Origin of the sequence: Pseudomonas fluorescens, from assembly GCF_001648775.1 — a bacterium.
GTDB classification, from domain to species: domain Bacteria; phylum Pseudomonadota; class Gammaproteobacteria; order Pseudomonadales; family Pseudomonadaceae; genus Aquipseudomonas; species Aquipseudomonas fluorescens_M.
Window position 1 is genome coordinate 161775 of the sequence record NZ_LVEJ01000003.1, and the last position, 26735, is coordinate 188509.

Below are 26735 nucleotides of genomic sequence, written 5' to 3' on the forward strand. Positions count from 1 at the left end.
GCGGTTGTGGATAAGGTTCTGAATTTCAAACAAGGTCGCGTGCCGCTGCTGATCAGCATGCCGCATGCCGGTGTGCGGTTGACGCCTGCGGTAGAAGCCGGGCTGATCGCGGACGCGAAAAGCCTGCCGGACACTGACTGGCACATTCCCCAGCTCTACGATTTCGCTGAAGAACTGGGCGCCAGTACCTTGGCCGCCGAGTATTCGCGGTTTGTTATCGATCTGAATCGTCCGTCCGATGACAAACCGCTGTACGCCGGTGCAACCACCGGGCTGTATCCAGCGACGCTGTTCGACGGCATTCCGTTGTTCCGCGAAGGGCACGAGCCATCGAAAGAAGAGCGCGCAACCTATCTGGAGCAGATCTGGACGCCGTATCACCGCACGCTTCAGGAAGAGCTGGCGCGGTTGAAGGCCGAATTCGGTTACGCGCTGCTGTTCGATGCGCACTCGATCCGCTCGATCATCCCGCACCTGTTCGACGGCAAACTGCCGGACTTCAACCTCGGCACCTTCAATGGCGCCAGTTGTGATCCGCAATTGGCTGCACAACTGGAAGCGATCTGCGCACGCCACGGCGATTACAGCCATGTCCTCAACGGGCGCTTCAAGGGCGGCCATATCACCCGTCATTACGGCAACCCGGCGCAGAACATCCACGCGGTGCAACTGGAACTGGGCCAGTGCACGTACATGGAAGAGTTCGAACCGTTCCGCTATCGCACCGATCTGGCCGAGCCGACACGGGTGGTGCTCAAAGAATTGCTGCAAGGCTATCTGGCGTGGGGCCAAAAACACTACAGCGAGTAATCACGCAGTTCCCTGTGGGAGCGAGCTTGCTCGCGAAGGCGTAGGGTCATTCGACATCTGAGCTGAATGACGCACCGCTTTCGCGAGCAAGCTCGCTCCCACAGGTTTGTTTGCTAGGCCAGACAGCTTTGGTTTATGGCTGACAAGCGGTAACAGCGGACAGGCATGCTCATTGACGTAAATCGGGTTTATGATGCCCAACGGCAGAATAATAGAAGTCCCCCCAGGGATGACCTCGACCCCTTACGGAGCGCGCAATGCAGACTTTGTTTCCGCAGATCAAACCTCACGCCCGGCACGATCTGGCTGTCGATGACACCCATACGCTGTACGTCGACGAAAGCGGTTCACCGGAGGGTTTGCCGGTTGTGTTCATTCACGGCGGCCCCGGCGCCGGTTGCGACGCGCAAAGCCGTCGTTATTTCGATCCGAACCTCTATCGCATTGTCACCTTCGACCAGCGCGGCTGCGGGCGCTCCACACCGCACGCCAGCCTGGAAAACAACACCACCTGGGATCTGGTCGCCGACCTTGAGCGCATCCGCAAACACCTGGGCATCGACAAATGGGTGCTGTTCGGCGGCTCGTGGGGTTCGACCCTGGCGCTGGCTTACGCGCAAACCCACCCTGAGCGTGTCCACGGGCTGATTCTGCGCGGGATCTTTCTCTGCCGTCCGCAGGAAATCGAGTGGTTCTATCAGGCCGGCGCCAGCCGTCTGTTCCCTGATTACTGGCAGGACTACATCGCGCCGATTCCGCTGGACGAACGCGACGACCTGCTCAGCGCTTTCCACAAACGCCTGACCGGCAACGACCAGATTGCGCAGATGCACGCGGCCAAAGCCTGGTCGACCTGGGAAGGGCGCACCGCGACCCTGCGGCCGAACCCGCTGGTGGTTGACCGCTTTTCCGAACCGCAGCGCGCGCTGTCGATTGCGCGGATCGAATGCCATTACTTCACCAACAACGCCTTCCTTGAGCCGAACCAACTGATTCGCGACATGGGCAAGATCGCCCATCTGCCGGGGGTGATCATTCACGGCCGTTATGACGTGATCTGCCCGCTCGACAATGCCTGGGAATTGCATCAAGCCTGGCCGAACAGCGAACTGCAGGTGATCCGCGACGCCGGCCACGCCGCGTCTGAACCGGGCATCACCGATGCATTGGTGCGCGCAGCGAGCAACATGGCTCGGCGCCTGCTCGACCTGCCGCCCGAAGAAGCATGAAGGGCCTGTTACAGCGCGTGCGAGGTGCGCGAGTCGAAGTCGCGGGCGAGGTGGTTGGCGCGGTTGATCACGGTTTGCTGGTGCTGGTGGCGGTCGAACCCGACGACACGCGTGTCAGCGCCGACAAACTTCTGCATAAGCTGCTTAACTATCGGGTATTCAGCGATGCGGAGGGCAAGATGAACTTGTCCCTCGCCGATGTAGGCGGTGGGTTGCTGCTGGTCTCTCAGTTCACCCTGGCTGCCGACACCAAAAGCGGGTTGCGACCGAGCTTTTCGACGGCGGCGCCACCGGCTTTGGGCGAGGAACTGTTCGACTATCTATTAAGCAGAGCGAAACAGGTGCATGGCACTGTGGCATCAGGTAGATTCGGCGCCGATATGCAGGTGCATTTGGTCAACGATGGCCCGGTTACCTTTTTGTTACAGACCTGAAAGCGCTTGAAACACCTTTTTGGGAAATTTCGACTGTTTTTAGGGTGTTTTCGCGATAAATACTTTGTTACCCCTGATGCGTTGTCATGCGGGCTACTAGATAATCGCGCGCACTGGGATCAGCGTTCGCTGATCCATTTTTCACTTAGGTAGAGACTTGTCCGGATCCGATTGGGGAATCATTTTGCCCCAGCGGAGTCGGAACAATGCTCGCCAACCTGGTATGAGCGGTCTGTACGGCCATTTTTGCCAGCATTATTTCGAGGGCCAGGGAGTCAGAGACAAGGCGCTGCGACGACTCATAGCTTGCTATGGGGAGGAGCAGCAACGCAGTATCTGGCTCCCTGGAACCGAAATAAGCTGACAAAAATGGCCACACAGACGGCTTGCTGGCCGTTGGTTTATTGATCTGTTTTCGGCGAGGGTTGCTCGTGATTGTTAGTCCCTGTAATGCAGCAAAAATGTCTGCCAAACGCATGCGAAGTGCCCTGGTAGCGGGTTCGGCGCTCCTGTGCCTGCTCAGCGCCGGTCAGCTTTGGGCGTTCAATCTTGACGATGTATCGGCCAAGGCCAAAGAGCTGGCCGGGCAGAAGTTCGAAGCCCCGCGCAGCAACCTGCCGAACGAATTTCGCGACATGAAGTTCGCGGACTATCAGAAAATCCGCTTCCTCACCGAAAAGGCTGAGTGGGCTGATCAGAAGACCCCGTTCAAACTTTCCTTCTATCACCAGGGTATGCACTTCGATACGCCGGTGAAAATCAACGAAATCACAGCGAACACCGTCGAAGAGATCAAATACGATCCGACCCGCTTCGATTTCGGCGACCTGAAATTCGATCCGAAAGCCACTGAACAACTGGGCTATGCCGGTTTCCGTGTGCTGTACCCGATCAACAAGGCCGACAAGCAAGACGAAATCATGACCATGCTCGGCGCGAGTTACTTCCGCGTTGTCGGCAAGGGGCACACCTACGGCCTCTCGGCGCGTGGTCTGGCGATTGATACCGCGCTGCCGTCGGGCGAAGAATTCCCGCGTTTCCGCGAGTTCTGGATTCAACAGCCGAAGCCGGGCGACAAACACCTGGTGATCTTCGCGCTGCTGGATTCGCCGCGCGCCACCGGTGCCTACCGTCTGATCCTGCGTCCGGGCAGCGACACCATCGTCGACGTCAAAGCGCAGATGTTCCTGCGTGACAAGGTCGGCAAACTGGGCATCGCACCGCTGACCAGCATGTTCCTGTTCGGCGCCAACCAGCCGTCGAAAGTCCTCAACTACCGTCGTGAACTGCACGACTCCAGCGGTCTGTCGATCCATGCCGGCAACGGCGAGTGGATCTGGCGCCCACTGAACAACCCGAAACACTTGGCCGTGAGCAACTTCAGCGTCGAGAACCCGCGTGGTTTCGGTCTGCTGCAACGTGGCCGCGACTTCAGCCATTACGAAGACCTCGACGATCGCTACGACAAGCGCCCAAGCGCCTGGATCGAGCCGAAGGGCGAGTGGGGCAAAGGCACTGTTGATCTGGTAGAGATTCCGACTGCCGACGAAACCAACGACAACATCGTTGCGTTCTGGAGCCCGGAAAAAATGCCGGAGCCGGGCCAGCCACTGGACTTCGCCTACCGCATGCACTGGACCATGGACGAAGCGGCGATTCACGCGCCGGACAGCGCCTGGGTTTCGCAGACGCTGCGTTCGACCGGTGACGTCAAGCAATCGAACCTGATCCGTCAGCCGGATGGCAGCGTTGCCTACCTGGTCGACTTCGAAGGTCCATCGCTGGCTGCTCTGACTCCGGATGCTGACGTACGCAGTCAGGTCAGCGTCGGCGACAACGCCGAGCTGGTCGAGAACAGCGTGCGCTACAACCCGGAAACCAAGGGCTGGCGTTTGACCTTGCGCATGAAGATCAAAGACGCGAGCAAGTCCACCGAGATGCGTGCCGCGCTGGTGCAGCCAGTCGTGACCGCTGATCTGGCGAAATCGGTGCCGGCGTCCAACTCGTCCGTCGCCAAGGCCGACAAGGTTGCCGCCAAGCAACAAGAGAAAATCGACAAGGAAGCCAAGGCCGCCGAGGCCAAACAGGCCGACGCCAAGCCAGCCGCAGAGGCCAAGGACAAGGCTAATAAAGACGCCAAGCAGCCAGTGGCTGCGGACGCGGCCCCAGCCACACCGGAATCGGCACCGACTGAAGAAGTCCTGACCGAGACCTGGAGCTATCAGTTGCCTGCCGATGAGTAACTCTCAAGTACAGCCAGAGACTCTGTCCGAGTATCTGGCGCATCTGCCGATGACCGACGAGCAGCGCGCGGAACTCGCGGGTTGCCAGTCGTTCAGCGAGTTGCATGAACGCCTGTCGTCCTCGACATTCGACGCCCCTGCCGAAGCCGCCCAGGCTTCGGTGGGCAAGCGCCTGATCCTGAGCACTGCCGAACAGCTGGAAGACGCGGAGATGCTGGTGCTCGACGCCAGCGGTCGCGTCAGCCTGAAGGCGACGCCGCCGATCCGTCGGACCAAAGTCGTGCCGGAGCCATGGCGCACCAATATTCTGGTGCGTGGCTGGCGCCGTATGACCGGTCGCACCAACCCGCCGCAGCCGCCGAAGGACGAGAATGTCCTGCCGGCTGCGCGCTGGCGCACCGTCGGTTCGATCCGTCGCTACATTCTGTTGTTGCTGATGCTCGGCCAGACCATCGTCGCCGGCTGGTACATGAAAGGCATCATGCCGTACCAGGGCTGGTCGTTCGTCGATCTGGACGAAGTCCTGCACCAGCCACTGATGCAAACCGCCACACAAGTGCTGCCGTATGCGCTGCAAACCAGCATCCTGATTCTGTTCGGGATTCTGTTCTGCTGGGTGTCGGCCGGTTTCTGGACCGCGCTGATGGGCTTCCTCGAGTTGCTCACCGGTCACGATAAATACCGTATCTCCGGCAAAAGCGCCGGCAACGAGCCGATTGCCAAAGACGCGCGTACCGCGCTGGTAATGCCGATCTGCAACGAAGACGTGCCGCGCGTTTTCGCCGGTTTGCGTGCAACGTTCGAATCGGTGGCTGCCACCGGTGATCTGGATCGCTTCGACTTCTTCGTCCTCAGCGACAGTAACGACACCGACATCTGCGTCGCCGAGCAACAGGCCTGGCTGGACGTCTGCCGTGAAGCCAAAGGCTTCGGCAAGATCTTCTATCGCCGCCGTCGCCGTCGCGTAAAACGCAAGAGCGGCAACCTCGACGACTTTTGCCGTCGCTGGGGCGGCGACTATAAGTACATGGTCGTACTCGACGCCGACTCGGTGATGAGTGGCGAGTGCCTGACCAGTCTGGTGCGCTTGATGGAAGCCACGCCGGACGCCGGGATCATCCAGACCGCGCCGCGTGCGTCGGGCATGGACACCCTGTATGCGCGCATGCAGCAGTTCGCCACCCGCGTGTACGGCCCGCTGTTCACCGCCGGTCTGCACTTCTGGCAGTTGGGTGAATCCCACTACTGGGGTCACAACGCGATCATCCGCATGAAGCCATTTATCGACCACTGCGCCTTGGCGCCGTTGCCGGGCAAAGGCGCGTTCTCCGGTGCGATCCTGTCTCACGACTTCGTTGAAGCCGCGCTGATGCGCCGTGCCGGTTGGGGCGTGTGGATCGCCTACGACTTGCCGGGCAGCTACGAAGAACTGCCGCCTAACCTTCTCGACGAACTCAAGCGTGACCGTCGCTGGTGCCACGGCAACCTGATGAACTTCCGTCTGTTCCTGGTTAAAGGCATGCACCCGGTGCACCGCGCGGTGTTCCTGACCGGCGTGATGTCGTACCTGTCGGCGCCGTTGTGGTTCTTCTTTCTGGTGCTGTCGACCGCGCTGTTGGCGGTGAATACGCTGATGGAGCCGCAGTACTTCCTTGAACCGCGTCAGCTCTATCCGCTGTGGCCACAATGGCACCCGGACAAAGCGATTGCGCTGTTCTCGACGACCATCGTGCTGCTGTTCCTGCCGAAACTGTTGAGCATCATCCTGATCTGGGCCAAGGGCGCGAAAGAGTTCGGCGGCAAGTTCAAGGTGACCTTGTCGATGCTGCTGGAGATGCTGTTCTCCATGCTGCTGGCGCCGGTGCGGATGATTTTCCACACCCGTTTCGTGCTGGCCGCATTCCTTGGCTGGGCCGCGACCTGGAACTCGCCGCAACGTGACGACGACTCGACGCCGTGGAGCGAAGCGGTCAAACGCCACGGCCCGCAGACCCTGCTGGGCTTCTGCTGGGCGCTGCTGGTGATCTGGCTGAACCCGAGTTTCCTCTGGTGGCTGGTGCCGATCGTCGGTTCGCTGATGCTGTCGATTCCGGTGTCGGTGATCTCCAGCCGTGTTGGCCTGGGCCTCAAATCCCGTGACGAGAGCCTGTTTCTCATCCCTGAGGAATACAATCCGCCACAGGCGCTGCTGGCGACCGACCAGTACACCCACGAAAATCGTTACCACGCCCTCAACGACGGCTTTGTCCGCGCGGTGGTCGATCCACAGCAGAACGCTCTGGCGTGCTCGCTGGCGACCTCGCGTCACGGTCAGGCCGAGCCGATCGAGTGGCTGCGTCAGGAACGTGTGCGTCACGCGCTGAAGGTTGGCCCTGCGGGGTTGAACAACCATGATCGTCTGCAATTGCTGAGCGATCCTGTTGCCTTGGCGCGTTTGCATGAGCAGGTCTGGGCAGAAGGTCACGCCGAGTGGCTGGATGCCTGGCGCGCTTCGGTGAAAGCCGATCCGCATGCGCCGTTGTTGCCGTTGCGACCGGTGAGCCTGCAGGCGCAACCGGCCTGATAAAGAAACCCCGCGATGTTGCGGGGTTTTTTTTGACCTGCTGAAAAGCCCCTCATCGGAACGCCGCCCGCCTACCCCTCTCCCAGAGGGAGAGGGGACCGACCGAGGTGTCTGGCGCTATCCGTCGACCTGAAACATCGAGTCGATTATGGATTCGGCAAATCCGATTCAGGTCGGCGTACCCCTGAAGCATCCCCCGGTCGGCCCGCTCTCCCTCCGGGAGAGGGCTGGGGTGAGGGGGTAGCTCTTGATTGTTAAACAAATCGTCCATTAAACCTTGTGCAAAAAAACGAGTGCGTTAGCATCCGTCCCCGAATTGGCGCACCCGGGCTTTTTTGCCCGTCACTGTTGGTTTTCGCGCCGCACACGCAATGGTTTTGGGGACTTGAAGATGAAGAAGTATCTGTCGATGCTGCTGGTCGGCGTCACGGCACTGGTTGCAGTCAATGCGGCGCAGGCCGGCGCGATCGATGACGCAGTCAAGCGTGGCACGTTGAAAGTCGGTATGGATCCGACCTACATGCCGTTCGAAATGACCAACAAGCGCGGCGAAATCATCGGTTTCGAAGTCGACATCCTCAAAGCCATGTCCAAGGCCATGGGCGTCAAGCTGGAGCTGGTCTCCACCGGTTACGACGGCATCATCCCGGCGCTGATGACCGACAAGTTCGACATGATCGGCAGCGGCATGACCCTGACTCAGGAGCGCAACCTGCGCCTGAACTTCAGCGAACCGTTCATCGTTGTCGGCCAGACCCTGCTGATCCGCAAGGAACTGGAAGGCACCATCAAGTCGTATAAAGACCTGAACACCGCCGACTACCGCATCACCTCCAAGCTCGGCACCACCGGCGAGATGGTTGCCAAGAAGCTGATCTCCAAAGCCAAGTACCACGGCTACGACAACGAGCAGGAAGCCGTGCTCGACGTGGTTAACGGCAAGGCTGACGCCTTTATCTACGACGCCCCGTACAACGTGGTCGCGGTGACCAAGGTCGGCGCCGGCAAACTGGTGTTCCTCGACAAGCCGTTTACCTACGAGCCTTTGGCGTTTGGTCTGAAGAAGGGCGACTACGACAGCCTCAACTTCATCAACAACTTCCTGCACCAGATCCACGAAGACGGCACCTACGATCGCATCCATGACAAGTGGTTCAAGAGCACCGAGTGGCTCAAGGACATGGAATAAGCCCGGTCAGATAGACCGAGTCGCCCCATTCGCGAGCAAGCTCGCTCCCACATTGGAATGCATTCCCCTGTGGGAGCGAGCTTGCTCGCGAAGGGGCCCTCCAGAGCAACACAAAATCCGGAACCTGCAATGAAACAGAAAAAAGCCCAATGGCCCTGGCACGTCCTCACCGTGCTGGTGCTGGTCGGCCTGGCCGGCGCGTTGTATTACGCGACGTCGCTGATGTCCTACGAATGGCGCTGGAACCGCGTGCCGCAGTACTTCGCCTACCAGGCCGAAGAAACCCAGCGTGCCACCGACATTTCCACTGTCACTGAGCTGGTGCGCAAGGGCAGTAGCGCGCAAGTCACCCTGCGCAATGACGCCGGTGACGAGCAGCACCTGACGGTCGACGAGAACAGTCTGCAATTCGCTCAGGGCGACGATGTGGCCGAAGGCGACGTCGTGGGTGTCACTCGACATTGGGCGGCAGGACCGCTGCTGTGGGGGCTGTGGACAACGCTTTGGCTGTCAGTTGTTTCCGGGATTCTGGGATTGCTGATCGGTCTGGTCACCGGTCTCTGCCGTCTGTCGAACAACCCGACCCTGCGCGACCTGTCGACGATCTACGTCGAACTGGTGCGCGGCACGCCGCTGCTGGTACAGATCTTCATTTTCTACTTCTTCATCGGCACGGTGATGAACCTGTCCCGCGAGTTTGCCGGGATCGCCGCGCTGTCGCTGTTCACCGGCGCCTACGTGGCGGAGATCATCCGTTCCGGCGTGCAATCGATTGCCCGTGGCCAGAACGAAGCGGCGCGCTCGCTCGGCCTGAGTGCCGGTCAGTCGATGCGCCACGTGGTTCTGCCGCAAGCGCTGAAACGCGTGCTGCCGCCGCTTGCCGGGCAGTTCATCAGTCTGGTCAAGGACACCTCGCTGGTGTCGGTGATTGCCATCACTGAGCTGCTGAAAAGCGGCCGTGAAGTCATCACCACGTCGTTTTCGCCGTTCGAAATCCTGTTCTGCGTTGCCGGCCTCTACCTGTTGATCAACCTGCCGCTGTCGAAAATCGCCAGCCGGCTTGAGCGGAGGCTCGCGCAAAGTGATTGAAGTCCGCGAATTGGTAAAAGTCTTCGACACCCGTGGGCAAGTGGTGCGCGCGGTGGATAACGTCAGCACCACGGTGGCCAAGGGCGAAGTGCTGGTGGTGATCGGCCCGTCCGGCTCCGGCAAGTCGACCTTCCTGCGTTGCCTCAATGGCCTGGAAGAGTTCGACTCCGGCTCGGTGAGCATCGATGGCCTGCAACTGGCCGACCCGAAAACCGACGTCAATGCCTACCGCCGTGAAGTCGGCATGGTCTTTCAGCATTTCAACCTGTTTCCGCACATGACCGTGCTGGAAAACCTCTGTCTGGCGCAAAAAGTCGTGCGCAAGCGCGGCAAGAAAGAGCGCGAGGCCAAGGCGATGGAGTTGCTGCAAAAGGTCGGTATCGCGCAGAAGGCCAACGAGTTTCCGTCACGCCTGTCCGGCGGTCAGCAACAGCGCGTGGCGATTGCCCGGGCGCTGGCGATGGAGCCGAAGGTGATGTTGTTCGATGAGCCAACCTCGGCGCTCGACCCGGAAATGGTCGGCGAGGTGTTGGATGTGATGAAGAACCTGGCCGTGGAAGGCATGACCATGGTCTGCGTGACCCATGAGATGGGTTTCGCCCGGGAAGTGGCGGATCGGGTGTTGTTTTTCGATCACGGCAAATTGCTGGAAGATGCGGCGCCGGCAGAGTTCTTTGATGCGCCGAAGGATCCGCGTGCGCAGGCCTTCCTGCGCCAGGTTCTGTAATTTCAGCGCCTGTCAGTAAGCCTTCGCGAGCAAGCTCGCTCCCACAGTGAATGGGTCGAATACAACCTTTGTGATCGACACAAATCCTGTGGGAGCGAGCTTGCTCGCGAAGGCATCACCTCGATTCTGAATGGATCGAGGTTTTCGGATCACCTCAAACCTTGAATCGACCCACCAGCATCTGCAGGTGAGTGCCCAACCGCGCCAGCTCAACGCTGGACGCCGCGGTCTCTTCACTCGCCGCCGATGTCTGATCCGATACGTCCCGCACATTCAGCACGCTACGGTTGATCTCTTCAGCCACCGCGCTCTGCTGCTCGGCGGCCGCCGCGATCTGCTGATTCATCGCCTGAATGGCCGACACGGTACGGGTGATGCTCTCCAGCGAGCCACCGGCGCGACGGGTCAGTTCAACGCTGCTGTCAGTCAGGGTGCGGCTGTTGTCCATGATCGTCGCGACTTGCTGGGTGCCGTTCTGCAAGCCGACGATCAGTTGTTCGATTTCTTCGGTGGACTTCTGTGTGCGCTGGGCGAGGCTGCGAACTTCGTCAGCAACCACCGCAAAACCTCGGCCGGCTTCACCGGCGCGCGCCGCTTCGATGGCCGCGTTAAGGGCCAGCAGGTTGGTTTGCTGGGCCACGGATTTGATCACGTCGAGGACGCTGCCGATCTTGTCGCTTTCGCGCTTGAGTTCGCCCATGGCTTCGGTGGAATGCCCGACTTCAACGGCCAGACGCTCGATCTGCGCGATGGCTTCGCCGACGACTTTGTCGCCCTCGCGGGCCTGTTGGTCAGCGGCGACAGCGGCTTCGGAAGCCTCTTCAGCGTTGCGCGCGACTTCTTGCACGGTGGCGGCCATTTCGTTCATGGCGGTGGCGACCTGATCGGTCTCGATCTTCTGATTGTTGACCCCGGCGCTGGTCTGTTCGGTCACCGCCGACAGTTCTTCAGCGGCGCTGGCGATCTGCGTGACGCCATCGCTGATCCCGCCGATCAACTCGCGCAGGCCTTGGGTCATGCTTTGCATTGAGCGTTGCAACTGACCGAGTTCGTCGCGACGCTGCGAAACCAGATTGTGGGTCAGGTCGCCGGCGGCGACGCGCTCGGCGACTTTCAGGGTCTGGTTCAGCGGGATGATGATCTGGCGAGTGATCGCCCAAGCGGCGAGCAGACCGAACGCCACGGCCAGCAGAGTGGCGATGATCAACATGTTCTTGGCATGTGCGGCATCGGTGTCACGCACCACGGTTTGCGATTCGGTGAGCTTCTTGCTGACGTCGATGAGGATGTCGCCCTGCGTCGACATGCGCGCTGCAGCCTTGGCGTTGTTGACCTGCGAGTCGCGGAACTGCGCCACCGCGGCGCGATAGGCTTTGATCGAATCGGTAGCCTGTTGCAGGTTGGCGATGTGCTGCTCTGGCAATTTGGCCGGCAGGCTGTCGAGGTTTTTCAGGGCGTTGTCGATGGCGTCCAGCGCCGGTTGCTCGGCATCGGCCTTGCCGCTGTAGGTGTAGCCGCGCACCTGATAGCGCGCCTGTTGCAGCAGTTTGCTCAGCTCGATGACGCTGTTGAACTGCGCGACGCTGTCACCGGCCAGCATGGATTTTTCCACTTCGGCGACTTTTGCCACGGCATTGTCGGCACTGGCGCCGAGTTTGCTGCGGGCGTCTTCGCGTTGCACCGTGGCCTGGGTCATGTCGGCAAAGGCGCGCTTGTATTCGGCAACGGCGGCCAGTTGTTGATCGACCATCGCCGCGTCGGACGGCTGTTCAATCAGGCTGCGCGCAGTTTGCAGGCCGCTGTCGAGTTTGTTCAGCAGATCGGTGACCGCCCCCGGACCTTGTTCGCCACGGCGCGCTTCATAGTCCAGACGTGCCAGGCGCAGGTCCTTGGTCAGCTCGTTAAGGCTGGAGATAAAACCGAGTTTGTCCCCGCGGCTGATAATGCCGCTCATGCCGGTCCAGCCGGTGAAGGTGATCAACAGTGTCAGCAACAGCACCAGGCCGAAACCGATTCCCAGCTTGCGTTTGACGCTGACGTTCCCAAGATTCTCGGCTAACCAACGGTACATGCGACGACTCCCCGACCACTAATTGGACTTATGGGGAGGGTATCGGCCGAATGATGGCAATCTGTAACACCATTTATCTGGTGCGGAGAATCAGAACAGGCGGGCGAGCAGGGCGGTGACGGCGGTTTCGACGCGCAGGATGCGTTCGCCGAGTTGCACCGGTTGCAGGCCGGACTTGGCCAGCAGATCAATTTCGTAGGGGATCCAGCCGCCTTCAGGGCCGATGGCCAGAGTGACTGGTTCGCTGAGGGCGCGCGGGCATGGCGGGTAGTTACCGGGATGGCCGACGAGGCCCAGAGTGCCTTCGGTGATGGCGGGCAAGCGATCTTCCACAAACGGCTTGAAGCGCTTCTCGATGATGATTTCCGGCAGCACGGTGTCGCGGGCCTGTTCGAGGCCGAGGATCAAATTTTCGCGAATGGCTTCAGGCTCAAGAAACGGCGTCTGCCAGAAGCTCTTCTCGACCCGATAACTGTTGACCAGAATCACCTTGGGCACGCCCATGGTCGCCACGGTCTGGAACACACGACGGAGCATCTTCGGGCGCGGCAGGGCCAGCACCAGGGTCAGCGGCAGCTTGGCCGGCGGTGGCTGATCGAGGCTAACGCGCAGCTCGGCTTCACCCGCTTCCAGGCGCAGCAACTCAGCCGAGCCCATCAGCCCGTTGATGCGGCCGACGCGCAGGCTGTCACCGACTTCCGAGCGGTGAACCTCCTGCATATGTGTCAAGCGGCGATCACGCAGCACCACACGGTCGGCCGCAATGAAATCAGCCTCTTCGAGCAACAGCAGGTTCATGCCTGGGTCGCTGGCGGCTGATCGTTGTGATCGTCGGCCGGGTTTTCGTCCGGGCGTTCGCGCTTGCTGATCAGGCCACCGAACAGAATGCCGATTTCAAACAGCATCCACATCGGCACGGCCAGCAGGGTCTGCGAGAAGATGTCCGGCGGCGTCAGGATCATGCCGACCACGAAGCAGCCGATGATCACGTACGGGCGGATTTTCTTCAGGTATTTGACGTCGACCACGCCGATCCACACCAGCAGCACAACAGCCACCGGAATCTCGAACGCCACGCCGAAGGCGAAGAACAGCGTCATGACGAAATCGAGGTAACTGGCGATGTCGGTCATCATTTCCACGCCGGCCGGGGTGGCCGCAGCGAAGAATTTGAAGATCAGCGGGAACACGAAGTAATAGGCGAACGCCATGCCGGTGTAGAACAGCAGGATGCTCGACACCAGCAATGGCACCGCGATGCGCTTCTCATGCTTGTACAGGCCCGGCGCGATGAAGCCCCAGATCTGATGCAGGATCACCGGGATCGCGAGGAACAGCGAGACCATCATCGTCAGCTTAAGCGGCGTCAGGAACGGCGACGACACGTCGGTGGCGATCATCGTCGCGCCGACCGGCAGGTACTGGCGCAGCGGCGTCGAGACGAAGGTGTAGATCTGCTGGGTAAACGCAAACAGCCCGGCGAAGATGATGAAGATCGCCGCCACACAACGCAGCAGGCGGGTGCGCAACTCGGTGAGGTGCGAAACCAGCGGCATGTGCTGGTCGTTTTCGGGGAGATCGCTCATGGGGCTCGCGGCGGCAGAGTAGGGTCGTGAGGCGCTGGTGTGATCGGCGCGGCGGTTGGGGCTACGTGTTCAACCGAAGCTTCTGCGGCAACAGGCGCCGGTTCTGTCGGCGCTACAACAGCTGCAGTTGCAGGTGCAGTCGGAGCGGCGACGTTGTGAATCGTCTGCTCGCCCACATGCTCAACCGGCGTCGGCTCTTGCTGAACCGGGCTGAAGATCTTCCGCGCTTCCTGCTCCAGCGACAGAATGTGCTCGTTGTGCAGTTGCCGACGAATCTCGTCGGCACCGATTTCACGTTCAACTTCCTGTTTGATCGCGTTGAAGCTGCGCTTCAGCCGTCCGACCCACAGGCCAGCGGTACGCGCAGCGCCCGGCAAACGCTCGGGGCCGAGCACCAGCAGGGCAACGAGGCCGACGAGCAGCAGTTCAGAGAAGCTGATACCAAACATTAGTCAGTGCTCACACGTCTTTGCGGATCGGCTCTTCGACTTTCTGCGCCTGCACGTCGATGGTGTGCGGCGGGTTGGCCTGAGCGGTGGCTTGCGGCTGCACCGGTGGCACCGGCTGCGCAGGCGTCACGGTTGGATCAGCGGCCGGTTTCTCGTCGTCGTTCATGGCTTTGCGAAAGCCCTTGATCGACTCGCCGACGTCGGTGCCGAGGTTTTTCAGTTTCTTGGTGCCGAACACCAGCACCACGACAACCAGAATGACGATCCAGTGTTTCCAGTCAAAAATGCCCATGTTGCTGTTCCTCTCTAAAAATTGTTCAGGCGGACGGACGCGAGGCTTTCTCGACGTGTCCGGACAGGCCGAAGCGGCGATCCAGTTCATCCAGCACGGCCTGCGGATGCTGCCCCAGTTGGGCGAGCATGACCATGCTGTGGAACCACAGGTCGGCGGTCTCGTAGATCACGTCGCTGCAGTCGCCGCTGATGGCGGCGTCCTTGGCGGCAATAATGGTTTCGACCGACTCTTCGCCGACTTTCTCCAGAATCTTGTTCAAACCCTTGTGATACAGACTAGCCACATACGAGCTGTCGGCGGCTGCGCCTTTGCGCTCTTCGAGCACTTCGGCCAGGCGGGTCAGGGTGTCACTCATGTTTGTGTCCTGCGGAATAGATAGCGTGCGGGTCTTTCAGCACCGGATCGACGGTTTTCCAGTCGCCGTTTTCGAAGACACGGTAAAAGCAGCTTTGACGGCCGGTATGGCAAGCGATGTCGCCGATCTGTTCAACCATCAGGATGATCACGTCGGCGTCACAGTCCAGACGCATCTCATGCAAGGTCTGCACATGGCCGGACTCTTCGCCCTTGCGCCACAGCTTGCCACGGGAACGTGACCAGTAGATGGCACGGTTTTCCGCGGCGGTCAGTTCGAGCGCTTCGCGGTTCATCCAGGCCATCATCAGCACGCGTCCGGTCTTGTGATCCTGGGCAATCGCCGGCACCAGGCCATCAGCGTCCCATTTGATCTCGTCCAGCCAGTTGTTCATTTTCGACTCCGACAGCGAACCCCACACTTCAATAGTCGGGTTCAGGCATTGAAACAGTGTGCCAGCCGATCACGAAACTGGCTATCGGCGAACGACCAGATACAAGCCGACTGCCACCATGATTCCCGCCGGCCAATGCCCCAACTCGTTGAGCTGGCCACCGATGGCGAGGATCACCCCGCCGGCCAGATGCGCACAACCGAGCAGGCGCAGGAACCAGTCGTCCTTGCGTTTGTGCCACGGTGGTGGCGGGTCGTAGGCGTGCGGTTGCGACATGCGTTCGAGCAGATCGCGGGCCATGTTGGCCAGATGCGGCAGCTGTTCAAACTGGCTCTGCACGTTGCCGAGCAAGGCTTTCGGGCTGACGCGCTCGCGCATCCAGCGTTCGAGGAACGGCTGCGCGGTGTTCCACAGATCCAGGTCCGGATACAGCTGACGGCCGAGGCCTTCGATGTTCAGCAGGGTCTTTTGCAGCAGGACGAGCTGCGGCTGCACTTCCATGTTGAAGCGCCGCGCAGTCTGGAACAGGCGCATCAGCACCTGGCCAAATGAAATATCTTTTAACGGTTTTTCGAAGATCGGTTCGCACACGGTACGGATCGCCGCTTCGAATTCGTTGAGTTTGGTTTCTGCCGGCACCCAGCCCGAATCGATGTGCAGTTGCGCCACACGCCGGTAGTCACGCTTGAAGAACGCGAACAGGTTGCGCGCCAGATAATCCTGGTCTTCCGGGGTCAGGCTGCCGACGATGCCGCAGTCGATCGCGATGTACTGCGGGCTCCACGGATTGACGGTGCTGACGAAGATGTTGCCCGGGTGCATGTCGGCGTGGAAGAAACTGTCGCGGAACACCTGGGTGAAGAAAATCTCCACGCCACGCTCGGCGAGCATTTTCATGTCGGTGCGCTGATCGGCGAGGGTCGCCAGATCCGTCACCTGAATGCCGTAGATGCGTTCCATCACCAGCACTTTCGGCCGGCACCAGTCCCAATAGACTTGCGGCACATACAGCAGCGGCGAACCTTCGAAGTTACGTTTCAACTGGCTGGCGTTGGCCGCCTCGCGCAACAGATCGAGTTCGTCGTAGATGGTTTTTTCGTAGTCCTGGACCACGTCGACCGGGTGCAGCAAACGTGCGTCGGCAGACACCTTCTCGGCGGCGCGGGCGAGGATGAACAGCCACGCCAGATCCTGCGCGATGATCGGTTTCAGGCCCGGGCGAATCACCTTGACCACGACTTCTTCACCGGTTTTCAGCTGCGCGGCATGCACCTGCGCCACCGAAGCCGAAGCCAGCGGTTCAACGTCGAAACGGCTGAACACGTCGCTGATTTTCTTGCCGAGCTGCTCTTCGATCAGCTTGATCGACAGCTGCGAATCGAACGGAGGCACGCGGTCCTGCAGGTGCATCAGCTCATCGGCGATGTCTTCCGGCAGCAGGTCACGGCGGGTCGAAAGAATCTGCCCGAACTTGATGAAGATCGGCCCGAGATCCTGCAATGCCAGGCGCAGACGCGCACCGCGGCTCAGGTCCAGCGGCTTGCGCGGGAACCAGCGCCACGGCAACACATAGCGCAATGCGAGGAGAAACCACGGCAACGGCAGATCGAACAGCAGGTCATCGAGGCGGTAGCGGATCACGACGCGCTGGATGCGCAACAGACGGCGGACGGCAAGCAGCTTCATGCGTTATCGCTTGGGTCGAGGGATCGGGAAAGGCGCTCGAAACGCGCCTCGAGACGTTCCAGATCAAGTTTGATCCGGTCCAGTTCGCTGAACCGTGCTTCGGCTTCGCGCTGCCCGACGAGGGTGCGCGATTCTTCGGCGAGGTATTCGGCGAGGTTCTGGTTGAGGCTGGCAAATCCTTGTTGATACCAGCGTGCGCGACTGCGCAGATGGCCACCGATCAGTTGCGTGGCGACAGGTCCCAGCCAGCGCGAGAGTTCGTACTCCCAGTCCAGCTCAAGATCCTGCAACACGCCGGCCAGCTCCAGCAGCACGCCGCTGTCGCCATCGAGTTCGACTTCCGGGGCGTGCAACACCGCGGTCTTGTCTTTGCTCACGGCCAGTTTGATCAGGCTGGAGGCCGGCGCGCGCAGGGTGCAGTCGACGCCGGTTTCCCAGTGTGAGGCTAGCATCAGACCTTCGTCGCTCGGCAGGATGAACAGTTGCAGCGCCGGGCTGCGGCAGTCGACGGCAATTACTTTGCCGGTCAAATGCGCCAGCCGCGGCAGCGCCGTGCTGTCGAGACGCAGCACCCGGTTGAGGCCGAGTTCAACGCTGGCGAGCAGCCCGGTGAGCAACATCAGGGCTTGATGCCACGGTGCAGGGCGACGATGCCTGCGGTCATGTTGTGATAGGTCACGCGGTCGAAACCGGCATCGACCATCATCGACTTCAGGGTTTCCTGATTCGGGTGCATGCGGATCGATTCGGCCAGGTAGCGATAGCTTTCCGAGTCGTTGGTGATCAGCTTGCCCATCAACGGCATGAAGGCGAACGAATAGGCGTCGTAGGCTTTCGACATCAGTGCGTTGGTCGGCTTGGAGAATTCCAGCACCAGCAAACGACCGCCAGGCTTGAGCACACGCAGCATCGAACGCAGGGCGTCTTCTTTGTGCGTGACGTTGCGCAGGCCGAAGGCGATGGTCACGCAGTCGAAATGGTTGTCCGGGAACGGCAGTTTTTCCGCGTCCGCCTGAACGAATTCGACGTTGCCGGCGACACCCAGATCGAGCAGGCGGTCACGGCCAACCTTAAGCATCGATTCGTTGATGTCGGCCAGCACCACCTGACCAGTCGGGCCGACCAGGTGCGAGAATTTTTTGGTCAGGTCACCGGTACCGCCGGCGATGTCCAGCACGCGGTTACCGCTGCGCACGCCCGACAGTTCGATCGCGAAACGCTTCCACAGACGGTGCATGCCGCCCGACAGAAGGTCGTTCATCAGGTCGTACTTGGCGGCTACCGAGTGGAAAACCTCAGCGACTTTTTCCGCTTTCTGGCTTTCCGGAACGTTTTTGAAGCCGAAGTGCGTGGTGGGTTCGGCATCGCTGCCTTTGCGCTGATCAGTCATATCGCTGTCACCAAAAGAGAATGCGCGACATTCTAATCCCCAAGCCATGCTTTGTCTTGGAATGGCTAAAGGTAAGATGGGCGACCTTCGGGACGATTTGCCGCAGCAGCGGTCAAGATTTACCGACACCCATTAAAAAATCAGGAGTCATGCAATGGCCAAAATCACTGTTGAGCGTGCTCACAATCTGGGCAAGGAAGCGGCCCGCGAGAAGGCCGACAAACTGGCGCAGAAACTCTCCGAGCAATATGGCCTGGAGCCGCAATGGTCCGGCGACACCCTGAACCTCAAGCGCTCGGGCGTCAAAGGCGCGGTGCAGGTGGCGGACGATTCGATCAAGGTCGACGTTGAGCTGGGCATCATGATGTCGGCCATGAGCGGCATGATCAAAGCCGAGATCGAGAAGGCCCTCGATAAAGCCCTGGTCTGATCACGACTTTGCGGTAACCCGAGATCCCCTGTGGGAGCGAGCCTGCTCGCGAAAGCGGTGCGTCAATCGACTCGAATATTGACTGATACACCGCTTTCGCGAGCAGGCTCGCTCCCACATTTGTTTTGTGTACGGCCAGAGGTTCATGTCAGTTGTTAGGGTGCCGTTTCTAATTTTTCTACCTACTTTGTGCCTGAGCCCGACACTTTCGCGGGCAGTTCCTCAAACCTTCTGCGCGTGAGGTGCACCATGGCCAAAGTAATTTTGAAGAAAAAAATCGACGCTTCGACTTCTGCTCTGAGCGACGTCAAATCCTATGCCCGCAAGATCTGGCTGGCAGGCCTGGGTGCCTACGCCAAGGTCGGCCAAGAGGGCGGCGAGTACTTTCAAGAGCTGATCAAAGCTGGTCAAACTGTTGAAAAGAAAGGCAAAAAAGCCGTCACCGAAAAACTCGAAGCGGCCAACGCCGAGATCGATGAAGCGAAGGGCGAAGTGAGCTCTTTCAAAGGTCGCGTCGAAGTTCAGCTCGACAAGGTCGAGAAGGCGTTCGACTCCCGCGTAGCAAGCGCCTTGAATCGTATCGGCATTCCGTCTAAACATGACGTTGAGACACTCTCTGCTAAGCTCGATGAGCTGACGGCATTGCTCGAACGCGTCGCGCGTAAATCTTAAGGAGAACGGGATGGCTGGCAAAAAGACTACTGATAAAAAAGATAGCAGCTCGTGGGTCGGGAAGGTCGAATCCTACTCCCGCAAAATCTGGCTGGCTGGTTTAGGCGTGTACTCGAAGATCGACACTGACGGCAGCAAGCTCTTCGATGCATTGGTCAAAGACGGCGAGAAAGCCGAGAAGCTCACCAAGTCCGCAGTTGGCAAAACAGTCGATGCCGCCAAGGACTCTGCTTCGTCGGCCAAGTCGCGCATCAGCGGCGTGAAAGATCGCGCACTGGGCAAGTGGGACGAGCTGGAAGGGGCTTTCGACAAGCGCCTGAACAGCGCGATTTCGCGCCTTGGTGTACCGAGCCGCAATGAGGTCAAGGCACTCAACAGCAAGGTCGACACACTGACCAAACAGATCGAGAAACTCACCGGTCTGAAAGCTCAGCCTGTGGCGGCGAAAACCGCAGCAGCAAAACCTGCAGCGAAAACTGCGGCGGCCAAACCAGCGGCAAAATCCGCTGCCAAGCCATTGGCTAAAGCAGCGGCTAAACCTGCAGCTAAAGCAGCGGCCAAGCCTGCAGCGAAAACCGCAGCGGCCAAGCCAGCAGCCAAAGCTGCAGCCAAACCGGTTGCCGCCAAAGCCGCTGCCAAGCCGGCTGCAAAACCTGCGGCCAAAACTGCAGCGAAACCTGCCGCCAAGCCAGCCGCGAAAACTGCGGCCGCCAAACCGGCTGCCAAGCCTGCAGCGAAACCCGCTGCAGCGAAGAAGCCGGCAGTGAAAAAACCGGCCGCGCCGAAAGCCGCTGCGCCGAAGCCAGCAGCGCCTGCTGCAGCCAAACCTGCCACCCCGGCAGCACCGGTCAGCGCGTCGAACTCCGCCGCGGCACCGACTCCGGTGGCTACCCCGACTGTTGCATCGACGCCGTCGACGCCAACCAGTCAGTCCTGATTCATCAGGGCAAAACAAAACGCCCGGCCTGTGAAGGTCGGGCGTTTTTGTTTGTGGCGTTTTTGAAGCTGACCCTCACCCCAGCCCTCCCGAAACGTCGGACCGCCCGGAGGGAGAGGGGGCCGACCGAGGTGTCTTTCGCTATGCATCGACCTGAAAGACCGAGTCGATTATGGATTCAACAGAGAAATTTCAGGTCGGCGTAGCTCATCAGCATCCCCGGATCAGTCCCCTCTCCCTCCGGGAGAGGGCTAGGGTGAGGGGCTTTTGATTCAGTCGTGATCTTCAAGGTATTGCAGGGCCATCCGCTCAGTCGCCACTTTCACCGGCGGCAACAGATGCGGCGCCACCAGCATCATGATCTGATAAACCACCAATCTGACCTCGCCCTCACGATCCAGAATCCGCTGATAATCCAGCGAAAACAGCAGCGTCATGGTGATCTGCTCCACCAGCTGCCCTAGCGCCTGGGTATCACTGACCAACTGACCCCCCGCCTTCAATCGCGCCAGCAACGACGCCAGCGTGCGCTTCAATGCATTGAGCAGATTGCGAATGCCCTTGGCCAGTTTCGGCAAGCGCCCAGCGAGGTTCGACAGGTCCTGAAACAGAAACCGATACTGCGCCAGCCGCTCGACGATCAAATGCAGGAACAGCCAGTAATCCTCCGGCGCCAACTCGACATCCGACGGCGGATCGAGCAGCGGTGCCAGTTCATTCTGAAAGTGTTCGAACAACCCGAGAATCAGCGGCTCCTTGCCATGAAAGTGGTAGTAGAGGTTGCCCGGGCTGATGCCCATTTCGTTGGCCACCTCCATGGTGGAGACGTTCGGCTCGCCCTTTTCGTTGAACAGTTGCAAAGCACATTCGAGAATCCGGTCGCGGGTTTTCATCCAGTCTTCTTAGAAAAGTTCGGTTAAGCGTCAGCGCACACGCACGTAAGTCCCGGGCGCGGCCTCCATCGGTGGATAGTTCGGGTTGCCGAGGGTGAACGAGGTTTCGTGCTGCGTGCCGGAACGCTGTTGAATCCATTCCAGCCACTGCGGCCACCAACTGCCGTCGACGTGTTTGCCGTCGTAATACCAGGCGCGCGGGTCACTGCTCATCTTGCCGTTTTCGACATACGCGGCTTTCGGGTTGCTCGGCGGGTTGAGAATGCTCTGCACATGGCCGCTGTTGGACAGCACGAAACGTCGTTCGCCACCGAGCAGCAGGGTCGAGCGGTACACAGCGTCCCACGGCGTAATGTGGTCGTTCATGCCGGCGACGCTGAAGCTGTCGACGGTGACTTTCTGCAGATCGATCGGCGTGCCGCACACTTCCAGACCGCCCGGATGGGTCAGCGGGTTGTGCTTGAAAAAGTCCAGCAAGTCGCCGTGAAAGGCAGCCGGCAGACGGGTGTTGTCGTTGTTCCAGTAGAGGATGTCGAAGGCCGGCGGCTCTTTGCCCAACAGGTAGTTGTTGACGAAGTAGCTCCAGATCAAATCGTTGGGGCGCATCCACGCGAAGACTTTGGCCATGTCGCGACCGTCGAGCACGCCCTTTTGATACGAACGGCGCTTGGCCGCTTCGAGGGTTTGTTCATCGGCAAACAGCGTGGCTGAGGTTTCGATTTCACTGTCGAGCAGGCTGACCAGATAGGTCGCGCTGGAGACCCGCCGCAGTTGTCGTTTGGCCTGCAAATGCCCTTGCAGGGCGGCGATGGTCAGACCGCCAGCGCAGGCGCCCATCAGGTTGACCTCGCGCGCGCCGGTGATCGCCCGGCAGATGTTCATCGCTTCTTCTACGGCTTCGACGTAGGTCGACAGGCCCCATTCGCGATGGCGCACATCCGGGTTGCGCCAACTGATCATGAAGGTCTGCAAGCCGTTTTTCAGCGCGTACTGGACGAAGCTGTTCTGCGGGCTGAGGTCGAAAATGTAGTACTTGTTGATTTGCGGCGGCACCACCAGCAGCGGCTTGGCGTACTGCTTTTCGCTCATCGGCTTGTACTGGATCAGCTCAAGCATCTCGTTGCGAAATACCACTGAGCCGGTGGTAGTAGCAACGGTTTTGCCGACCTCGAAAGCTTGCTTGGTCACTTGGCGTGGCAGGCCGTCGTTGTGCAGCAGGTCATCGAACAAATGACTGAGACCGCGCACCAGACTGTGGCCGCCGGAGTTGAACAGCTCTTTCACCGCCAGCGGGTTGAGCAGGGTGTTGGACGGCGCTACGGCGTCGTTGAGCAGAGTGAAGGCGAAGTGCGCGCGGGCACGATCGTCATCGCTCATGTTGCTTTCATCGATCCAGCTTTTGACCTGCTTTTGCCAGGCCAGGTACGCCTGCAGGCTGCGCCGGTAAAACGGGTTGAGGCTCCACGCCGGATCGGCGAAGCGGCTGTCGTTCGGATTGGTCGGGTGCAGGGTTTCGCCGAGCAGCACGCGGCCCAGTTGACCGCCGAGTTTCAAGGCGTGCTTCGCACTGTGGATCGGGTTGCGCAAACCGTGAGCCGCCACGCTGCGCAAGGTCGAGATCAAATCGCGCCCACGCAGGCCGGTGATCGCACTTTGTGCGTTGATGAACACGGCGGGGCTGGGCACCACGCCCGTCGCTGGTTTGTCGCGCATGACTCAACACTCCTTCGTCTTCAGGCCAAAAACACACTCACCGAACCAGAACACCATAGACGCTGTTGCGGGTTGCTGCCTGCGCGGCGTCCTGCCGCGCACTCTTTGCCAAAGGCCTGCATAAAGCCTGCCGCCGGGGTTAACCGCCGAGCGGTGTCGGATGCGGGTGCATCACTGCCCGCTGACGTTCCTCCTGGAGAAACTTCATGATGATCGGCGCCACCGCTTCGGCGCGGGTAATCAGGAACAGATGACCGTCGTCGATGATGTGCAGTTGGGCGTTGGGAATGCGCCAGGCGAGCATGCGCATGTTGATCAGCGGGATCAGTGGATCGTCATCGCCGGCCAGCACCAGCGTCGGCTGATGGATCTTGTGCAGCCAGTGAATGCTGGTCCAGCCTAAACCTGCGAACAGTTGCCAGTAGTAACCGAGCTTGCCGGCCGAACGTACTTTCGCCGCGTGACTGGCCGCCAGTGTCGGGTCGCGACGGAACGAGCCGCCGTAGATCAGCGGCGCGATGCGAATCACGTGGGAGGGTTGAATGTAGCGCCGCGGACTGGCCATCATCCACAGCACTTTCGGTTTGCCCGGCACCATCACTGCACCGGCAGCGGTCGCCGCCAGCACCAGTTTCTTGCAGCGCTCGGGGTAGTCGTAGGCAAATTGCTGCGCGAGTGCGCCACCCCACGACACGCCGATGACGTTGACCTGACCGTAGTCGAGATAATCGAGCATCCGTGCCGTCAGCTTGGCCAGCCCGGGAAAGCGATACGGCCGGTTAGGCGTCGAGGAGCCGCCGACACCGGGCACGTCGAAGGCGATCACTTCCAGATCCGGGTCCAGCGCCGCGACAAACGGAAACACCAGCTCCAGGTTGGCGCCGATGCCATTGAAAATCAGCAAGGGCGTCAAGTGAGGCTTGCCGGGGCGCACCGCGGTGCGGATGGTCTGGCCATCCAGATCGACGGTACGGAATATGAACGGTTGCGGCATGCGTCAGGCCCTGTGGATGGAGTCTGTTTCTCAAATTTATAACTGTGGGAGCGAGCTTGCTCGCGAATACGATCAATCATTCAACATTGATGGTGACTGACACGACGCTTTCGCGAGCAAGCTCGCTCCCACAGGTTTTACCGTTCGTGAACGTAAGTGCCCGGCGAGGCTTCACCCGCCGGATATGCCTTGTTGCCCAGTTTCAGCGGGGCCTTTTTCAGGTTGCCCGAGCGCTCGGCCTGCCACGTCTGCCAGTACAGCCACCAGGAATCGGTGTGCTTGGTCGAGTTTTCCTGCCACTCATCGGCATTCGCGGCCATTTCTTCGCCGGTCATGTAACGCGATTTCGGGTTGCCCGGCGGGTTCAGAATGCTCTGGATATGCCCGCTGCTCGACAACACGAACTCGACCTTGCCACCAAACAGCTGCGCCGACTTGTAGCAGGACTTCCACGGTGTGATGTGGTCGTTGGTGCCGGCCAGCGAGAAAATGTCGGCGGTGACCTGCTTGAGGTCGATCGGCGTACCGCACACTTCCAGTGCATTCGGGCGGATCAGTGGGTTGTTTTTGAACATCTCGATCAGGTCGCCGTGGAACGCAGCGGGCAACCGTGTGGTGTCGTTGTTCCAGAACAGGATGTCGAACACCGGCGGCTCGTTGCCGAGCAGGTAGTTGTTGACCCAGTAGTTCCAGATCAAGTCGTTGGGGCGCATCCACGCGAAGACCTTGGCCATGTCTTTGCCTTCGAGCACGCCGGCCTGGTACGAGTGGCGCTTGGCGGTTTCCAGGGTCTGCTCGTCGACGAACAGGGCGACGTCGCTGTCCAGCGTCGTGTCGAGCACGCTGACCAGCAGCGTGAGGGCATTGACCTTCTTCTCGCCGATCGCCGCGTAGTGGCCAAGCAGGGCGGTACAGGTGATGCCACCGGAGCAAGCGCCGAGCATGTTCACGTCTTTGCTGCCGGTGATCGCGGTAACCACGTCGACCGCTTCTTTCAGCGCATCGATGTACGTCGACAGGCCCCACTCGCGCTGGGCCTTGGTCGGGTTGCGCCAGCTGACGATGAACGTCTGCACGTTATTGCGCAGGCAGAAACGCGCCAGACTTTTGTCCGGGCTCAAATCGAATACGTAGAATTTGTTGATCTGCGGCGGCACCACCAGCAGTGGACGCTCGTGGACTTGCTCGGTGATCGGCTTGTATTGGATCAGCTCCAGCACGTCGTTGCGAAACACCACCGCGCCTTCGGTGACACCAAGGCTCTTGCCGACCTCGAACGCGCCCATGTTGACCTGACTCGGCATGCCGCCGTTGTGCACCAGATCCTTGGCCAGATGCGAGAGGCCATCGAGCAGGCTTTTGCCGCCGGTCTCGAAGAAGCGTTTCACCGCAGCCGGGTTGGCGGCGGTGTTGGTCGGGGCCATGGCTTCGGTCATCAGGTTGATGACGAAGTGGCCGCGGGCGATATCTTTGGGTGACAGACTACTGTCATCGATCCAGGAATGGAGTTCCTTGCGCCATGCCAGGTAAGTTTGCAGATAACGTTTGTAGAGCGGGTTCTGGCTCCACGCAGGATCGGCGAAGCGACGGTCATCGCCAGCCGGTTGCAGTTCGGATTTGCCGAACAACACGTTCTTCAGTTCGAGGCCGAAATGGGTGACGTGTTTGACGCTATGGATCGGTTGTTTAATGGCCTGTTTCAGCACCATACGAGCAGAGGCCAGCAGATCCTTTCCGCGTAGCCCAACGACGGGATTAAGCCCCAGGGTGTTTTCCGAGGCTTGGTACTTCAGGTCATCGTTATTCTTGTTACTCATCTACGACGCTCCATTGTCCTGAGACGAGTACCCGGTTTTCTGCTGTGCAGTTCCACAGCCAATGCCAGGTACTACTGCTCGGGTGACCGTTAATTCTGCATAGCTGCTTTACAGTCGTAGAGCACTGCAGGGAACTTGCCAGCTCCATTGGTTACCCGAGTTTAATTTTTTTCGCAAGCAGGCCGATCCTCGGCCACACAGCAGAGCATTCAAATAGATGAATTTAGAAAATGCCCTCTAATGAGCGCAAGGCTCGGGCTAGAGCATCAGCTTGACGATGGACTCGTTCGGGTCGCGGGTTTTTCCCGCCGCTTTGAGCTCGGCCAGATAATCGGCCCAGAGTGCGTCATGACGTCGCCCCAGCTCGTAGAGATAATCCCAGGTGAACAGGCCGCTGTCGTGACCGTCGTCGAAGGTCAGTTTCAGTGCGTAGTGACCGGCCGGTTCCAGTTTGCTCAGACCGACGTTGATCTTGCCGAATTGCAGGATCGGTTTGCCGTGGCCCTGGACCTCGGCGGAGGGAGAATGTACGCGCAGGAATTCGGCGGGCAGGGTGTATTCCTCGCCGGACGCGTAAGTGAGCGTCAGGGTTTTCGAGGCTTTGTGCAGTTTGATGTCGGTGGGGATTTGAGTCATGGGCTGGCGTCCGATGTGTGGGCGACCCTTGAACAAATGTGGGAGCGAGCTTGCTCGCGAAAGCGGTGTGTCAGACGACGTTGATGTCGACTGACACGGCCTCTTCGCGAGCAAGCTCGCTCCCACAGGGTCC

At 59.9% G+C, this 26735-nt stretch carries 26 protein-coding genes and 1 pseudogene; 11 read left to right on the forward strand and 16 right to left on the reverse strand.

All coding sequences use genetic code 11. The features are described from left to right. The first annotated feature begins 6 nt into the window (after nucleotides 1-6). The 8 genes from hutG (at nucleotide 7) to A8O26_RS05235 (ending at nucleotide 10284) form a co-directional block, all read left to right on the forward strand. Complete coding sequence (gene hutG, locus A8O26_RS05200) at nucleotides 7-810, forward strand: N-formylglutamate deformylase (RefSeq protein ID WP_064117067.1); 804 nt, start codon at nucleotides 7-9, stop codon at nucleotides 808-810. Between the two features lie 257 nt (nucleotides 811-1067). Then, nucleotides 1068-2039 carry a prolyl aminopeptidase gene (gene pip, locus A8O26_RS05205; RefSeq protein ID WP_064117068.1) on the forward strand — a complete coding sequence of 324 codons (972 nt, stop codon included), beginning with the start codon at nucleotides 1068-1070 and terminating at the stop codon, nucleotides 2037-2039. Beyond that, nucleotides 2036-2473 (forward strand): D-aminoacyl-tRNA deacylase, encoded by a 438-nt coding sequence (gene dtd, locus A8O26_RS05210; protein WP_064117069.1) that lies wholly within the window; start codon nucleotides 2036-2038, stop codon nucleotides 2471-2473. The genes pip and dtd overlap by 4 nt, the downstream gene beginning before the upstream one ends. A gap of 461 nt (nucleotides 2474-2934) precedes the next feature. Next, nucleotides 2935-4716: a glucan biosynthesis protein G gene (locus A8O26_RS05215; protein ID WP_172828120.1), complete on the forward strand. Its 1782-nt coding sequence runs from the start codon at nucleotides 2935-2937 to the stop codon at nucleotides 4714-4716. Then, entirely contained in the window at nucleotides 4709-7279 is a 2571-nt protein-coding gene (gene mdoH, locus A8O26_RS05220; protein WP_064117070.1) for a glucans biosynthesis glucosyltransferase MdoH, read from the forward strand. The genes A8O26_RS05215 and mdoH overlap by 8 nt, the downstream gene beginning before the upstream one ends. 391 nt (nucleotides 7280-7670) lie before the next feature. Further along, nucleotides 7671-8468 (forward strand): transporter substrate-binding domain-containing protein, encoded by a 798-nt coding sequence (locus A8O26_RS05225; RefSeq protein WP_034152980.1) that lies wholly within the window; start codon nucleotides 7671-7673, stop codon nucleotides 8466-8468. 129 nt (nucleotides 8469-8597) lie between these two features. Next, nucleotides 8598-9557, forward strand: a complete 960-nt coding sequence (locus A8O26_RS05230; RefSeq protein ID WP_034152979.1) for an amino acid ABC transporter permease — start codon at nucleotides 8598-8600, stop codon at nucleotides 9555-9557. Further along, nucleotides 9550-10284 carry an amino acid ABC transporter ATP-binding protein gene (locus A8O26_RS05235; protein ID WP_064117071.1) on the forward strand — a complete coding sequence of 245 codons (735 nt, stop codon included), beginning with the start codon at nucleotides 9550-9552 and terminating at the stop codon, nucleotides 10282-10284. The genes A8O26_RS05230 and A8O26_RS05235 overlap by 8 nt, the downstream gene beginning before the upstream one ends. A 154-nt stretch (nucleotides 10285-10438) precedes the next feature. Here A8O26_RS05235 and A8O26_RS30555 read toward each other — a convergent pair whose 3' ends face one another. From A8O26_RS30555 to ubiE, 11 genes and pseudogenes are all read right to left on the reverse strand, one after another. Then, a complete protein-coding gene (locus A8O26_RS30555; RefSeq protein WP_437339875.1) occupies nucleotides 10439-11311 on the reverse strand; it encodes a methyl-accepting chemotaxis protein in 873 nt (290 codons plus the stop codon). Further along, nucleotides 11294-12355 (reverse strand): annotated as a pseudogene (locus A8O26_RS30560) (methyl-accepting chemotaxis protein); the annotation flags it as partial. The gene A8O26_RS30555 and the pseudogene A8O26_RS30560, both read right to left, overlap by 18 nt. 90 nt (nucleotides 12356-12445) lie before the next feature. Then, nucleotides 12446-13153, reverse strand: a complete 708-nt coding sequence (locus tag A8O26_RS05245) for a 16S rRNA (uracil(1498)-N(3))-methyltransferase (protein WP_064117073.1) — start codon at nucleotides 13151-13153, stop codon at nucleotides 12446-12448. After that, the gene (tatC, locus tag A8O26_RS05250) at nucleotides 13150-13941 is read right to left on the reverse strand and encodes a twin-arginine translocase subunit TatC (protein WP_016984605.1); all 792 of its coding nucleotides are present in this window, start codon (nucleotides 13939-13941) and stop codon (nucleotides 13150-13152) included. Before tatC ends, A8O26_RS05245 begins: the two co-directional genes overlap by 4 nt. Beyond that, the gene (gene tatB, locus A8O26_RS05255) at nucleotides 13938-14390 is read right to left on the reverse strand and encodes a Sec-independent protein translocase protein TatB (RefSeq protein ID WP_064117074.1); all 453 of its coding nucleotides are present in this window, start codon (nucleotides 14388-14390) and stop codon (nucleotides 13938-13940) included. Before tatB ends, tatC begins: the two co-directional genes overlap by 4 nt. 10 nt (nucleotides 14391-14400) lie before the next feature. Continuing rightward, the gene (locus A8O26_RS05260) at nucleotides 14401-14682 is read right to left on the reverse strand and encodes a twin-arginine translocase TatA/TatE family subunit (protein ID WP_003220847.1); all 282 of its coding nucleotides are present in this window, start codon (nucleotides 14680-14682) and stop codon (nucleotides 14401-14403) included. A 25-nt stretch (nucleotides 14683-14707) separates the two neighbouring features. Further along, complete coding sequence (locus A8O26_RS05265; protein WP_007909355.1) at nucleotides 14708-15040, reverse strand: phosphoribosyl-ATP diphosphatase; 333 nt, start codon at nucleotides 15038-15040, stop codon at nucleotides 14708-14710. Beyond that, nucleotides 15033-15434 (reverse strand): phosphoribosyl-AMP cyclohydrolase, encoded by a 402-nt coding sequence (gene hisI, locus A8O26_RS05270; RefSeq protein ID WP_064117075.1) that lies wholly within the window; start codon nucleotides 15432-15434, stop codon nucleotides 15033-15035. Before hisI ends, A8O26_RS05265 begins: the two co-directional genes overlap by 8 nt. 81 nt (nucleotides 15435-15515) lie before the next feature. Then, complete coding sequence (ubiB, locus tag A8O26_RS05275; protein WP_064117076.1) at nucleotides 15516-17120, reverse strand: ubiquinone biosynthesis regulatory protein kinase UbiB; 1605 nt, start codon at nucleotides 17118-17120, stop codon at nucleotides 15516-15518. After that, complete coding sequence (locus A8O26_RS05280; protein WP_064117077.1) at nucleotides 17117-17740, reverse strand: ubiquinone biosynthesis accessory factor UbiJ; 624 nt, start codon at nucleotides 17738-17740, stop codon at nucleotides 17117-17119. The genes ubiB and A8O26_RS05280 overlap by 4 nt, the downstream gene beginning before the upstream one ends. Next, nucleotides 17740-18510 (reverse strand): bifunctional demethylmenaquinone methyltransferase/2-methoxy-6-polyprenyl-1,4-benzoquinol methylase UbiE, encoded by a 771-nt coding sequence (gene ubiE, locus A8O26_RS05285; protein ID WP_008080626.1) that lies wholly within the window; start codon nucleotides 18508-18510, stop codon nucleotides 17740-17742. Before ubiE ends, A8O26_RS05280 begins: the two co-directional genes overlap by 1 nt. A 154-nt stretch (nucleotides 18511-18664) precedes the next feature. Between ubiE and A8O26_RS05290 the strand changes: the two genes are divergently transcribed. The 3 genes from A8O26_RS05290 to A8O26_RS05300 all read left to right on the forward strand — a co-directional run bounded on the left by A8O26_RS05290 (nucleotide 18665) and on the right by A8O26_RS05300 (nucleotide 20549). Then, entirely contained in the window at nucleotides 18665-18940 is a 276-nt protein-coding gene (locus A8O26_RS05290) for a polyhydroxyalkanoic acid system family protein (protein WP_064117078.1), read from the forward strand. A 249-nt stretch (nucleotides 18941-19189) separates the two neighbouring features. Beyond that, nucleotides 19190-19612, forward strand: a complete 423-nt coding sequence (locus A8O26_RS05295; RefSeq protein ID WP_064117079.1) for a phasin family protein — start codon at nucleotides 19190-19192, stop codon at nucleotides 19610-19612. A 10-nt stretch (nucleotides 19613-19622) separates the two neighbouring features. Then, nucleotides 19623-20549 carry a phasin family protein gene (locus A8O26_RS05300; protein ID WP_064117080.1) on the forward strand — a complete coding sequence of 309 codons (927 nt, stop codon included), beginning with the start codon at nucleotides 19623-19625 and terminating at the stop codon, nucleotides 20547-20549. Nucleotides 20550-20821: 272 nt separating this feature from the next. Here A8O26_RS05300 and A8O26_RS05305 read toward each other — a convergent pair whose 3' ends face one another. The 5 genes from A8O26_RS05305 to A8O26_RS05325 all read right to left on the reverse strand — a co-directional run bounded on the left by A8O26_RS05305 (nucleotide 20822) and on the right by A8O26_RS05325 (nucleotide 26602). Next, on the reverse strand, nucleotides 20822-21442 hold the full coding sequence (locus A8O26_RS05305) for a TetR/AcrR family transcriptional regulator (RefSeq protein ID WP_064117081.1): 621 nt from the start codon (nucleotides 21440-21442) through the stop codon (nucleotides 20822-20824). Between the two features lie 30 nt (nucleotides 21443-21472). After that, nucleotides 21473-23155 carry a class II poly(R)-hydroxyalkanoic acid synthase gene (gene phaC, locus A8O26_RS05310; protein ID WP_064117082.1) on the reverse strand — a complete coding sequence of 561 codons (1683 nt, stop codon included), beginning with the start codon at nucleotides 23153-23155 and terminating at the stop codon, nucleotides 21473-21475. Between the two features lie 139 nt (nucleotides 23156-23294). After that, entirely contained in the window at nucleotides 23295-24149 is an 855-nt protein-coding gene (gene phaZ, locus A8O26_RS05315) for a poly(3-hydroxyalkanoate) depolymerase (RefSeq protein WP_008080635.1), read from the reverse strand. 137 nt (nucleotides 24150-24286) lie between these two features. Further along, the gene (gene phaC / locus A8O26_RS05320; RefSeq protein WP_064117083.1) at nucleotides 24287-25966 is read right to left on the reverse strand and encodes a class II poly(R)-hydroxyalkanoic acid synthase; all 1680 of its coding nucleotides are present in this window, start codon (nucleotides 25964-25966) and stop codon (nucleotides 24287-24289) included. A gap of 258 nt (nucleotides 25967-26224) precedes the next feature. Beyond that, nucleotides 26225-26602 carry a gamma-butyrobetaine hydroxylase-like domain-containing protein gene (locus A8O26_RS05325; protein ID WP_064117084.1) on the reverse strand — a complete coding sequence of 126 codons (378 nt, stop codon included), beginning with the start codon at nucleotides 26600-26602 and terminating at the stop codon, nucleotides 26225-26227. Between the last annotated feature and the right edge of the window lie 133 nt (nucleotides 26603-26735).

What these genes read in the sequence shown, in the direction of transcription:
- ubiB (WP_064117076.1), bottom strand. Translation starts at nt 17,120, where the DNA reads ATGAAGCTGCTTGCCGTCCGCCGTCTGTTGCGCATCCAGCGCGTCGTG.
- ubiE (WP_008080626.1), bottom strand. Translation starts at nt 18,510, where the DNA reads ATGACTGATCAGCGCAAAGGCAGCGATGCCGAACCCACCACGCACTTC.
- hisI (WP_064117075.1), bottom strand. Translation starts at nt 15,434, where the DNA reads ATGAACAACTGGCTGGACGAGATCAAATGGGACGCTGATGGCCTGGTG.
- A8O26_RS05295 (WP_064117079.1), top strand. Translation starts at nt 19,190, where the DNA reads ATGGCCAAAGTAATTTTGAAGAAAAAAATCGACGCTTCGACTTCTGCT.
- A8O26_RS05280 (WP_064117077.1), bottom strand. Translation starts at nt 17,740, where the DNA reads ATGTTGCTCACCGGGCTGCTCGCCAGCGTTGAACTCGGCCTCAACCGG.
- tatB (WP_064117074.1), bottom strand. Translation starts at nt 14,390, where the DNA reads ATGTTTGGTATCAGCTTCTCTGAACTGCTGCTCGTCGGCCTCGTTGCC.
- A8O26_RS05260 (WP_003220847.1), bottom strand. Translation starts at nt 14,682, where the DNA reads ATGGGCATTTTTGACTGGAAACACTGGATCGTCATTCTGGTTGTCGTG.
- tatC (WP_016984605.1), bottom strand. Translation starts at nt 13,941, where the DNA reads ATGAGCGATCTCCCCGAAAACGACCAGCACATGCCGCTGGTTTCGCAC.
- pip (WP_064117068.1), top strand. Translation starts at nt 1,068, where the DNA reads ATGCAGACTTTGTTTCCGCAGATCAAACCTCACGCCCGGCACGATCTG.
- A8O26_RS05265 (WP_007909355.1), bottom strand. Translation starts at nt 15,040, where the DNA reads ATGAGTGACACCCTGACCCGCCTGGCCGAAGTGCTCGAAGAGCGCAAA.
- mdoH (WP_064117070.1), top strand. Translation starts at nt 4,709, where the DNA reads ATGAGTAACTCTCAAGTACAGCCAGAGACTCTGTCCGAGTATCTGGCG.
- A8O26_RS05325 (WP_064117084.1), bottom strand. Translation starts at nt 26,602, where the DNA reads ATGACTCAAATCCCCACCGACATCAAACTGCACAAAGCCTCGAAAACC.
- phaC (WP_064117082.1), bottom strand. Translation starts at nt 23,155, where the DNA reads ATGCGCGACAAACCAGCGACGGGCGTGGTGCCCAGCCCCGCCGTGTTC.
- A8O26_RS05305 (WP_064117081.1), bottom strand. Translation starts at nt 21,442, where the DNA reads ATGAAAACCCGCGACCGGATTCTCGAATGTGCTTTGCAACTGTTCAAC.
- phaZ (WP_008080635.1), bottom strand. Translation starts at nt 24,149, where the DNA reads ATGCCGCAACCGTTCATATTCCGTACCGTCGATCTGGATGGCCAGACC.
- A8O26_RS05225 (WP_034152980.1), top strand. Translation starts at nt 7,671, where the DNA reads ATGAAGAAGTATCTGTCGATGCTGCTGGTCGGCGTCACGGCACTGGTT.
- A8O26_RS05290 (WP_064117078.1), top strand. Translation starts at nt 18,665, where the DNA reads ATGGCCAAAATCACTGTTGAGCGTGCTCACAATCTGGGCAAGGAAGCG.
- A8O26_RS05215 (WP_172828120.1), top strand. Translation starts at nt 2,935, where the DNA reads ATGTCTGCCAAACGCATGCGAAGTGCCCTGGTAGCGGGTTCGGCGCTC.
- A8O26_RS05230 (WP_034152979.1), top strand. Translation starts at nt 8,598, where the DNA reads ATGAAACAGAAAAAAGCCCAATGGCCCTGGCACGTCCTCACCGTGCTG.
- A8O26_RS05245 (WP_064117073.1), bottom strand. Translation starts at nt 13,153, where the DNA reads ATGAACCTGCTGTTGCTCGAAGAGGCTGATTTCATTGCGGCCGACCGT.
- phaC (WP_064117083.1), bottom strand. Translation starts at nt 25,966, where the DNA reads ATGAGTAACAAGAATAACGATGACCTGAAGTACCAAGCCTCGGAAAAC.
- A8O26_RS05300 (WP_064117080.1), top strand. Translation starts at nt 19,623, where the DNA reads ATGGCTGGCAAAAAGACTACTGATAAAAAAGATAGCAGCTCGTGGGTC.
- dtd (WP_064117069.1), top strand. Translation starts at nt 2,036, where the DNA reads ATGAAGGGCCTGTTACAGCGCGTGCGAGGTGCGCGAGTCGAAGTCGCG.
- A8O26_RS30555 (WP_437339875.1), bottom strand. Translation starts at nt 11,311, where the DNA reads ATGCAAAGCATGACCCAAGGCCTGCGCGAGTTGATCGGCGGGATCAGC.